The 11,156-nt window shown below is 58.6% G+C and carries 6 protein-coding genes, 1 tRNA gene and 2 rRNA genes (1 of these 9 only partly in view); 4 read left to right on the forward strand and 5 right to left on the reverse strand.

Annotated features, from left to right (window positions below):
* Positions 1-17: 17 nt before the first annotated feature.
* From ACTG2S_RS19600 to yidA, 4 genes are all read left to right on the forward strand, one after another.
* Positions 18-1,256 carry an HD-GYP domain-containing protein gene (locus ACTG2S_RS19600; RefSeq protein ID WP_005336014.1) on the forward strand — a complete coding sequence of 413 codons (1,239 nt, stop codon included), beginning with the start codon at positions 18-20 and terminating at the stop codon, positions 1,254-1,256.
* A 53-nt stretch (positions 1,257-1,309) separates the two neighbouring features.
* Positions 1,310-2,458: a CinA family nicotinamide mononucleotide deamidase-related protein gene (locus ACTG2S_RS19605; RefSeq protein ID WP_439983136.1), complete on the forward strand. Its 1,149-nt coding sequence runs from the start codon at positions 1,310-1,312 to the stop codon at positions 2,456-2,458.
* Between the two features lie 250 nt (positions 2,459-2,708).
* Positions 2,709-4,376 (forward strand): FapA family protein, encoded by a 1,668-nt coding sequence (locus tag ACTG2S_RS19610; RefSeq protein WP_439983138.1) that lies wholly within the window; start codon positions 2,709-2,711, stop codon positions 4,374-4,376.
* Positions 4,377-4,490: 114 nt separating this feature from the next.
* A complete protein-coding gene (yidA, locus tag ACTG2S_RS19615; protein WP_042056408.1) occupies positions 4,491-5,300 on the forward strand; it encodes a sugar-phosphatase in 810 nt (269 codons plus the stop codon).
* A 109-nt stretch (positions 5,301-5,409) separates the two neighbouring features.
* Here yidA and ACTG2S_RS19620 read toward each other — a convergent pair whose 3' ends face one another.
* The 5 genes from ACTG2S_RS19620 to ACTG2S_RS19640 all read right to left on the reverse strand — a co-directional run.
* Positions 5,410-8,493, reverse strand: a complete 3,084-nt coding sequence (locus ACTG2S_RS19620) for a transglycosylase domain-containing protein (RefSeq protein ID WP_439983139.1) — start codon at positions 8,491-8,493, stop codon at positions 5,410-5,412.
* A 208-nt stretch (positions 8,494-8,701) separates the two neighbouring features.
* A complete protein-coding gene (gene tmaR / locus ACTG2S_RS19625; protein WP_005336024.1) occupies positions 8,702-9,019 on the reverse strand; it encodes a PTS system regulator TmaR in 318 nt (105 codons plus the stop codon).
* A gap of 410 nt (positions 9,020-9,429) precedes the next feature.
* Positions 9,430-9,506, reverse strand: a tRNA-Asp gene (locus ACTG2S_RS19630).
* 97 nt (positions 9,507-9,603) lie between these two features.
* Positions 9,604-9,718 (reverse strand): 5S ribosomal RNA (gene rrf, locus ACTG2S_RS19635).
* Between the two features lie 121 nt (positions 9,719-9,839).
* A 23S ribosomal RNA gene (locus ACTG2S_RS19640) occupies positions 9,840-11,156 on the reverse strand; it runs 1,573 nt beyond the window's last position.

The following is an 11,156-nucleotide window of genomic DNA, read 5'->3' on the forward strand; positions in this document are numbered from 1 at the left end:
CTCCTGCTTCCAAGATAATGACCGGTATCAAGATTTCCGTAGATCGACTGCAAGTCGGCAACTATGTATCCCTGCCACTGGGGTGGCGCGAACACCCGTTCCTGTTTTCCAGCTTCAAGATCAAAAGTGAAGAAGAGATCGAGCTGATCCGCCGTCTCGGCCTGAAACTGGTCACCATCATTCCCGACAAGAGCGACGTTCCGCCCAAGCCCCTCAATCAGGTACAGCCTCAGCAACAAGAGAGCGCAGACGCCGCCCAGCGTCAGGCCCAGATGCAGCAGGAGAAGGATCGCCGCATCGAGCAGTTGCAACTCTATCGCCGCAACCTGCAGCAGTGCGAGAAGCAGTTCCAGCAGTCGCTGGCGCAGGTGCGCAGCGTGATGAGCAAGATCCAATCCCGCCCCCTCAACGCCATCGGCGAGGCGCAGGAACTGGTCAACGCCATGACCGAGCAGCTGCTCTCGGTTGACGAGATGGTGCTTCATCTGGTCTCCGACAGCGAGGATGGCAACAACCTCTACTTCCACTCTCTCAATGTGAGCGTGCTCAGCATGCTGCTGGCCAAGGAGTGCTGCATGACGGCCGACGAGATCCGTCAGGTCGGCATGGGGGCGCTGTTCCATGATATCGGCAAGTTGAAGATCCCGAGCCAGATCCTGCGCAAGACCGAGCCGCTGACCAAGCCGGAGCAGAACCTGATGGCCCAGCACCCGCGCTACGGGCTGGATCTGCTCAATCTGGCCAAGGATTTCCCGGCCGAGGCGAAGGGGATCGTGCTCCATCACCATGAATATCTCGATGGCAGCGGGCCGGAAGGGCTCAAGGGTGGCCAGCTCGATCCGCTGACCCAGATGGTGTCGCTGATCAACGAGTACGATAACCTCTGCCACATGCAGGCCAAGGTGCCCTACTCGGCCCTGAGCGGCCTCTACAAGCAGCGCAAGGCGCAGTTCAATCCGGAGTACCTCAGCATGCTGATCCGGTTGATGGGGATCTACCCCCCCGGCAGCGTGGTGCAACTCTCCAACGGTCAGGTGGGGCTGGTGATGTCGGTCAACGCTTCCCGCCTGCTCTACCCCTCGGTGCTGGTCTACGATCCGCGCATTCCCCGTCAGGAAGCCGCCATCATCGACCTGCAGCAAGCCGAACTGTCGATCGCCAAGGTGATCCACCCCAAACGGCTGCCGCCCGCCGTGTTCGAGTACCTCAATCCGCGTACCCGGATCAGCTACTACTTCGAGCACAACAAAGCCTGATTGTGTTGGCCCGAGGCCAACCGTTGCCACCCGTTTAATCCAAGGAGCCTGCCATGCGTATCGAGATCATCAGTACCGGAGACGAAATAGTGACGGGTCTGGTGGTGGATACCAATGCAGCCTGGCTCAGCGCTCTGCTGCTGGAGCAGGGGTGGCAGGTGCGCCGTCGCCTGACGGTGGGTGACAACCTCGCTGACCTGAAAACGGTGCTGCAAGAGAGTGCCAGCCGCGCCGAGGTGGTGCTGGTGTGTGGCGGGCTCGGGCCCACCGCCGACGACCTCACCGCTCAGGCTGCCGCTGAAGCCTTTGCCCAGCCGCTTACCCTTTTCCCCGACTGGCTTGCTACCATCACGGCCCGCTACGCCAGCCGTGGCCGCTCCATGGCACAAAGCAATGCCAAACAGGCCTGGTTGCCGCAGGGGAGCGAGATCCTCGACAACCCGGTCGGCACCGCCTGCGGCTTTGTGGTGCGAAGTGGCCAGAGCCAGCTCTTCTTCACCCCGGGCGTGCCGTTCGAGTTCAAGCAGATGGTGCGCGAGCAAATTCTGCCGCGCCTCAAACAGCTGGCCGGGGCACAGATCGATACCGAGCTGCGTCGCTTTTACACCTTCGGCGTCTCGGAGTCGGCGCTCAGCGATATGCTGGATGCCGAACCCTGGCCAGCTGGTATTGAGCTGGGTTACCGCTCCTCCATGCCCCTTATCGAGCTGAAACTGATCGGCCACAGCGCCAGTGCCGCTGACATGGAGAGTGCCGAACGCCGACTGCTGGATACGATCCGCCCCTGGCTGGTTGGCAGCGGAGATACGGAACCGGCGCAGCAGATCCTGGCGCTGCTGCAAGGCAAACCGCTGGCTCTGCTGGAGGGAGAGAGTGGCGGCGCCCTGCTGGCGCTTTGTCACGGCCATCCCCGGCTGGAGGCCAACTTCAGTACGCAACTGGCCGATGAGCTGGCGCAACTGCCGACCGCCGATGCGGGCCTGCAACTGACCATAGGGCGAGAGGGCACTGAGGGTGTACCACTGCTACTCAGCGCCGATGGAAAACACGTCGGTCAGACGGTCAAGGTCAGCCACCCCGACCCGGAGAGTCGCCGCAAGATCCTCGCCTTTGCCGCCCTAGACATGCTGCGCCGCCATATGCTGGGTGAGCCGGTACTCGGCGATTACCTCACCCTGGCCAGAACAGCCCAGCGCAGCTGATAACCACCGCCCCTGCCAGCGCCCCTATGTTGCTGGCGCTGCGATCCGTCTTTTCACTCCGTTTCCAAACAGCGCCCACATTTATCTGGCCGCCATCACCGATTTGACTTCAATTCATTGACCATTCAGAGGAAATATCTGAATACTGCCCACTCTCAGGGTTGGCGACTCGCTTTATTAATCATTGAGAGATTAAATGACAGTAGAGGAGCGAGCCGATCGCTCCGTTCTCATCCAGCAAGGAGATGCGGTGTTAAGCAAAGAGTGGTTGCTGCTATCAAGCGATATGGAACTGGTCTGCCTGCGGATTGCCGCCGGTCTCACCAAACCTGTCACGGAACAGGATGTGCAGGCTCTGCTGCTCGCTTCCAACTGTCGCCGCTATCAGCCGCTGCCCGAGGGGATCAAACAGGCCATCAGCCTGCTCAATACCCTGCTCACCAACCCTGCCGCCCCCGTCCCCGCCAACCCCATCCCTGTCGGCAAGCGTCAGGATGCCCGACTCGCCGTAATAGTGGAGAAGGATCGCATGAGCGCCATCGCCCAGATCACTGCCGACTGGGGGGGCAAGTATGTGACGCTGGAACAGCTGCAAGAGGCGATCACCATCAGCGAAATCAAACAGGGAGTCAGTGAGCAACTGCTCACCGCTGCCATCCAGTCAGCCAAGGAGGCCGCCCCCGGCAGTCAGCTCAAGCTGGTGATTGCCAACGGCCAGCCAGCCGTCAATGGTCAGGACACTCGCTATGAGCGGCTGGTGGAGACCCCGGCCGAACGGATCCTCAAACCGCAGGAGTTAGGGCATGGCAAGGTCGACCTTCGGGATCTCGGCTCCATCGTCACCGTCAAGGCCGGCGCTCCGCTGATGCGCCGTCATCCAGCCACCGTCGGGGTACCCGGTTTTACCGTGACCGGTCAGGATCTGCCCGCCAAGGATGGCAAAGACAGCCCGATGAGTGCTGGCGATGGCACCTTTATCTCCCCCGACGATCCCGACCTGCTGATTGCCGGTCGGGCTGGCCTGCCCTGTCAGGAGAAAGCGGGCATGAAGGTGGACGAGGTGCTCAGCGTCAAACAGGTGGATGCCCGCCACGGCCACATTGATTTTGAAGGGGGCTTAATCGTCAGCGGCGACGTCAACCCAGGCATGAAGATCAAGGTCAGCGGTGACATCGTCATCGGCGGCTTTATCGAAGGGGGCTGGATCGAAGCTGGGGGCAGCATCACGGTACGCCACGGCATCATTGGCCGCCGCAACGAGCAGGGGGAGTACCTTTGCCAGCTCAATGCGCAAGGGGAGATCCACGCCAGCTACGCCCAGTATGCCCAGCTGGAAGCGGGGGGGGATATCCAGATCCAGAGCCAGCTCAGCCACTGCTACTCCCGCAGCGGACAAGATATCAAGGTAGGCGATAGCAACATGCGCAAAGGCACTCTGCTGGGGGGCACCAGCATTGCCAATCGCCTGATCATGGCCCCCAGCCTGGGGGCCGAGGCCGCCAACCATACCCGGCTGCAGATCCTTGGCGGCTACTTCACCCACAAGGAGCAGGAACACCAGCTCAAGCTGCGCCAGCAGGCGTGTCAGGCCCAGCTGGAGAAAATCAAGGAGCTGGTCATGAAGTTGCTGCAACTGCCCGGCGACAAGCGCAATCCGGATACCCTGCGCAAGCTCAAACCGATCCGGGACCATCAGCTGGCCGAACTGGCCCAGCTCGATGAGCAGCTCACCGCCAACCAGGAAGAGCTGCGAAACTTGATGGCTCAGATGGAGGTCATTGCCACCCAACACCTCTACTCCGGCATCGAGGTCGAGATGGCCAGCTTCAAACGCAAGGTTACCATCACCCGAGGCCCTACCCGTCTGACCATCCATGATGAAACCCTGGAGATGACCCCTTACGAGGGACACAAATAGCTCAACCGGCACGGCCCCATCGCTGAACCGGTCGTGATCCCGCCGCCGATTTTCGCTACACTCGCCACTTCCTTGGCCCCACCGGGCGGGCCACCCAGACTCAGGTAGTGAGAGATGTACAAGCTGATCGCATTGGATATGGATGGCACCCTGCTCAACCCGCAGGGCCAGATTACTCCCCGCACCCACGCCGCCATCAGCGCCGCGCGCGCCAAAGGGGTCACCGTTGTGCTGGCCTCCGGCCGCCCGCTGGAAGGGATGAGCCGCTATCTGGAAGAGCTCGGCCTCACCACAGAGCATGACTACGTCATCTGCTACAACGGCGCTCTGGTGCAACAGGTGGCCGATCAGCGCATCATCCGCAGCCAGCTGCTGACCGGCAGTGACGCCAGCGCCGTCGCCAAACTGGCTGACGAGCTGGAGGTGAACGTTCACGGTTTCTCGGTCACCCGTGGCCTGATCAGTCCCCGTGTCAGCACCTACACCGAGCACGAATCTCGCCTGATCGGCATGCCGATCAATCTGATCGACTTCGCTACCCTGCCTGCCGACGAGCAGATCATGAAGGTGATGATGATCGACGAGCCGCCCCAGCTCTCCCGCGCCATCGAGCGACTGCCTGCAGAGCTCTATGAGCGCTATACCGTGGTACAGAGCGCCCCCTTCTTCCTCGAGTTCATGAACAAGCAGAGCAACAAGGGAACAGGCGTGGCCGCACTGGCCGAGCACCTTGGCTTGACCGCCGATCAGGTGATCTGCGTCGGGGATGCGGGCAACGATCGCCACATGATCGAATACGCAGGCCTCGGTGTGGCGATGGGCAATGCCACCGACGAGATCAAGGCGCTCGCCCAGCACACCACTGCCCGCAACGATGAAGATGGTGTGGCTCAGGTGATCGAGCAGTTCGTACTGAACGCCTGATCGCAATCGAGCGTCGCTGCGCCCGATGAGGAAATAAAAACGGGGAGGCTGTCAGCCTCCCCGTTTTTTCTGGTTAGTTATCTGCGTGATGAGCGGTAATTCGTACGCATCACTGGTTCGCCAGACACTGGGTATGGGAACCCGGTTGCAGGTAAGGCGTCAGCAGGGGAGCCATCCCCTTGAGCACCTGCACCGGCAGCGCCGAGGTGAAGCGGAACTTGTCAGACTGGCTACCCGGTACATAGGCGGTCAGGGTACCGAAGTGATCCTCACCCAGATAGAAGACGAAGGTCGCGGTGCGGTTGCGCGCCAGCGAGCTGGTCACGTTGCCATAACGGCCCACGGTTTCAATCCGGTTATCCCCGGTCCCGGTCTTGCCACCCATCTGCAGCACAGTGCCATCCGGCAGGGTAAAAGCACCGGCGATACGTCTTGCCGTACCCCCTTCAACGACTTTGGAGAGCGCACTGCGCAGGGCTGCCGCTACCTCTGCCGGCATCACCCGGGTTCCCTCGGTGTGCTGCGGCTCAAACTCGGTCTCGAAGGGCGTCCCCTTGGCGAACGAGAGGTGCTCGATACGCAGGGTTGGCGAGCGGACACCGCCATTCTGGATAATCCCCATCAGCTCGGCCAGTGCAGCCGGACGGTCACCGGAGCTGCCCAAGGCAGTCGCCAGCGAAGGCACCAGATGATCAAACGGATAACCCAGCTTGGCCCAGCGCTGATGGATATCGAGGAACGCTTCCACCTCCAGCATGGTGCGGATCCGGCTGTCACGGGCACTGCGATGACGGGTCTTGAACAGCCAGCTGTAGACCTCTTGCCGCTCGTCACGACTGGCCGCCACCGCGTCGGCAAAGGTCGCCTTGTCGAACTCCTTGAGATAAGCCAGCAACCACAGCTCCAGCGGATGAACCCGGGCGATGTAGCCCTGATCCGGCAGTGAATACTTGCCCGGGCCATAGCTCACATAGAGCTGATTGATCCGTTTCGCACTCAGCTTCTCGCGCGGCAGCCGCTCCGCCAGGAAGGCAGCAAATGCGGCTTCGCTGGCTTCCGGCATCAGGTAGCGGTGAACCGCCGCCAGACGTACCGCACTCGGCTTGAGACCGTCGAGGAAGGTATCGAGCTGCTCCTCGGGAGTCTTGCCGCGATATTTGCGCCAGAAGCGCAGCAGATAGGTCTGGCCCTCTTTGTCGGCAAATTTGGCCAGATACTCCTGACGACGGGGATCCTTGTCATCCTTCAGCAACTGGGCACGGTTGCCCTCCTTGTAGAGGCTGTAGCGCACGATATCGCGCATCAGCCGCACAAAGGGCAAGTTAATCGACTCACGCAGAGAGTCACGCAACGTCGGAATACGATTGTTATCCTCGCGGCGGAAGTTGTTGAAGGTGTGCATGCCGCCACCGGTAAAAAACCCTTCGTTGGGGCTGGCGGAGTATTTGCGATCCAGCGCCGCTTCCAGCATCACAGGCAGGCTCTTGTCCTGAGCCGTCATCAGATAGGAGATGGCCCAGCGGCTGAGGTTGTCCTGAGAGACGGCAGCCAGCTTGCGCAGATTCTCGACCGGCATCCCGGCATAGTTGTCGTGCAGCTCGGCCACGATCTCCAGATAGGTAGTCAGCACCCGCAACTTGGCGGTTGAGCCCAACTCCAGCTTGGAGCCTTCGTTAATATCGAACGGCTGATCGGTGTTGTCGGTCTGCACCCGCACCTTGAACCCTTCCGGCGACTTCTCGAACAGGGTGAAGCTGTAGCGCACATCGCCGGTCTTCTCCGGCGAGAGCAGGCGCTCACCAAACAGCCCTACCTGAGCGGCAAACGTCGGGTCGGCCAGCTGTTGCAGATAACGGGAGATTTCGTTCTGCAGCGGCATGTTGAGGCTGGTATCGGCGGTCAGATCCATCCGGTCGAGGTCATAGAGCTGCACCCCGAGATGGCGGCTCAGGCGAGTACGGGCAACCTGCAACCCCTTGTTATTGTTCACCCTGGTGATAGCCGGAGACTGCAGGAAGTCACGGAACGTAATCTTGGCCTTGAGCGCCGCCTCCATCAAAGGTGGCGTGATCATCCCCTCCTGCACAAACAGGCGCAGGTAGCTGTCGGTCAGGGTAGCCAATGCCTCTCGCCCTTGAGCCAGATAGTAAGAGGGACGGCGGTGCGCAATCATCAGCGAGACCACCTGACGCAGGGCAAGCCCCTGTTCGGCCAGCGGCGCGTTCTGGTTACGAGCGGGATCCAGCAGACGGTTTACGTCATCGACATTGGCACCAAACCAGACCCAGAGACCATCTCCCAGACCATGCACTTCACCATATCCTGGCGCAGCCGAGAGCGGCACCGAGTTGAGATAGGCCCAGGCGACCAGTTTGCGCGCTTCGAGGGTTTCCGGCCCGAGACGATAGGCCCGCACGCTGGCAGAGGCCATCTGACGGATCTTCTCGGTCGGCGACAGGGTCAGGCCATCCGGCGAGTGGCGATACTTCTCCACCTGGGTAGCCAGGGTACTGCCACCGGCAGATTGATCCTGCATATCGAGCGCCTTGCCCACTTGAGAGAGCGCGGCCTTGGCAAAACGGGGCCAGTCGACCGCCGGGTTGGCCAACGGCTCTTCGTTGCTCAGCAAGTCGCGGTTCTCGATAAACAGCAGCGACTGGATGACGAGCGGTGGAATGGAGTCAAAATCCGGATAGTGATGGGTCGGATACTTGAATTGATAGAAGGGCTCGGCGCGGCAATCGTGCAACGTCAGGCCAGCCTGCACCTTCTCGGTATAGGGCACGAAGAAGCCACGACTGGCGTAGTCATAGAGCGCGTCGGAGAAATGCACCTGCTTGCTGACTTCATAGCCCCGCTGAAGCAAACGCTCCTGCATCATCGGCAGTTGCACATAGCCGAGCCGCTTGTCGAACGGGCCATCCTCAGGGAAAGCGATCTGCTTGCTCTGACCAGGCTCGACCTGATAGGTGAGCTTGGCAGCATAGCGGGAGATCTCCTGAGATTGCAGCTTCGAGGTTTTCATCTCATAGCCAACCAGAGCGATCACCGCCCCCAGGCACAATAAAAAGAGAAAACAGAGCAGCCAACGCCACCAGGGACGGCGCTTGCGCTTTGGGTTCCCGTCCGAGGTCTGGACAGATGAATCTTGAGATGCCACTTGTGTCAAATCCGTCTGTTCTGATGCGCCCATATCAGCCCCACCATGGTTGCGCAATTTATTGTGTTTCACTCAAGCTTAGTCTTTTCAAGTCAATGGCTTGAAACTATTGACCGCTTTGTGGTGATGGTAACAGGGCAATTCTAAAAAGGGGAGCCGATTGTTGCAGGAGTGGCAGAGATCCGAGCTGATAACAAAACACCGGCCAGTGGCCGGTGTCTCTTAAGCGAAAGCGCAACGCTTATTTGTGAGAGCTCATGCCCTTCAGTTTGGTGCTCAGCTCTTTACGCTCTTTGGAGAGCTCGGCGTTCTTGATGATGTGGTCATCCACGCGCTCTTCATAGTCGGCACGCATGTTGGCGATGATCGCCTGCACATCATCAATGCTCATGCCCGGCTTGATGTAATCGCTCAGGTTGTCGAGCAGCAGCACGCGCTTCTGGTTGTCACGGATCTTCTTCTCGTTATCCGCAATTTCACGCTTGAGTTTGTTCTGGCGACGGGACATACGCACATATTCCAGTACATCGCTGAAGGTGGACTTGTTTACTTGTTCCATATCGATACCACTGACTTAAGGTTGATAAAAACTGGCCAAGTTACACCTGGAACCCGGCAAACTCGGCACGGGACAGGCAAACTCAAGATGCCCTTACTCTACCGAGTTATAAGCGAGATACAACCCTAATCGCGCACCATGAACAGAGTTTGGCCAAAAGTAAACCAGGTAAAATGGCCAGTAATCCATCAGATAAGGGCTTGATATGGATACAAAATGGAGGAGATGACAGGGTTTTAGTTCTCTTCCTCTAGATAAATGCTAACACTGGCTGTTTAACACGCTAAAAACACAAAGCCCGGTCGTGAAGCCGGGCTTTGTGTTGATTCTTGCGTACAAATCTGTGGGACTTATGGACAAAGTCGTCCATAGCAAAAAGGCCTTCCCATCTGGGAAGGCCTTCAAATTAGTGGCGGAGCGGACGGGACTCGAACCCGCGACCCCCGGCGTGACAGGCCGGTATTCTAACCGACTGAACTACCGCTCCGCATTCGGTTAGCTTGCGCTAAATTGTTTGCCGCTTCTTATGAGGTGTCATCCTCGCAGCCAGTGACGTGATTCTTCACATCGCTGTTTAATTGGGTGCCTGGCAGTGTCCTACTCTCGCATGGCGAATGCCACACTACCATCGGCGCTACCGCGTTTCACTTCTGAGTTCGGCATGGGATCAGGTGGTTCCACGGCGCTATGGCCGCCAGGCAAATTCTTAATCTAGAAAGCTGACGTGAATAACAACTTGGCTAGTTTGCCTTGTCACTATCACTGAATTGGTAGTTCGCTTAGGTTTGCTACAAGCCTTAGAACACTTCTTGGGTGTTGTATGGTTAAGCCTCACGGGTAATTAGTACGGGTTAGCTCAATGCATCGCTGCACTTACACACCCCGCCTATCAACGTTGTGGTCTCCAACGGCCCTTTAGGACCCTCAAGGGGTCAGGGATGACTCATCTCAGGGCTCGCTTCCCGCTTAGATGCTTTCAGCGGTTATCGATTCCGAACTTAGCTACCGGGCAGTGCCACTGGCGTGACAACCCGAACACCAGAGGTTCGTTCACTCCGGTCCTCTCGTACTAGGAGCAACTCCCTTCAATCATCCAACGCCCACGGCAGATAGGGACCGAACTGTCTCACGACGTTCTGAACCCAGCTCGCGTACCACTTTAAATGGCGAACAGCCATACCCTTGGGACCGACTTCAGCCCCAGGATGTGATGAGCCGACATCGAGGTGCCAAACACCGCCGTCGATATGAACTCTTGGGCGGTATCAGCCTGTTATCCCCGGAGTACCTTTTATCCGTTGAGCGATGGCCCTTCCATTCAGAACCACCGGATCACTATGACCTACTTTCGTACCTGCTCGACCTGTCCGTCTCGCAGTTAAGCTGGCTTATGCCATTGCACTAACCTCCTGATGTCCGACCAGGATTAGCCAACCTTCGTGCTCCTCCGTTACTCTTTGGGAGGAGACCGCCCCAGTCAAACTACCCACCAGGCACTGTCCGCGGCCCAGATTCATGGGCCTGCGTTAGAACATCAAACATACAAGGGTGGTATTTCAAGGACGGCTCCAGCGCAACTGGCGTCACGCCTTCAAAGCCTCCCACCTATCCTACACATGTAGGTTCAATGTTCAGTGCCAAGCTGTAGTAAAGGTTCACGGGGTCTTTCCGTCTAGCCGCGGGTACACCGCATCTTCACGGCGAATTCGATTTCACTGAGTCTCGGGTGGAGACAGCATGGCCATGGTTACACCATTCGTGCAGGTCGGAACTTACCCGACAAGGAATTTCGCTACCTTAGGACCGTTATAGTTACGGCCGCCGTTTACCGGGGCTTCGATCAAGAGCTTCGCTTGCGCTAACCCCATCAATTAACCTTCCGGCACCGGGCAGGTGTCACACCCTATACGTCCACTTTCGTGTTTGCAGAGTGCTGTGTTTTTGATAAACAGTCCCAGCCATCTGGTCACTGCGACTCCCAACTGCTCCATCCGCAAGGGACTTCACTGTCAGGAGCGAACCTTCTCCCGAAGTTACGGTTCTATTTTGCCTAGTTCCTTCACCCGAGTTCTCTCAAGCGCCTTGGTATTCTCTACCCGACCACCTGTGTCGGTTTGGGGTACGATGACTTGTAATC

Source organism: Aeromonas sp. 82P, assembly GCF_051919365.1.
Taxonomy (GTDB): domain Bacteria; phylum Pseudomonadota; class Gammaproteobacteria; order Enterobacterales; family Aeromonadaceae; genus Aeromonas; species Aeromonas veronii.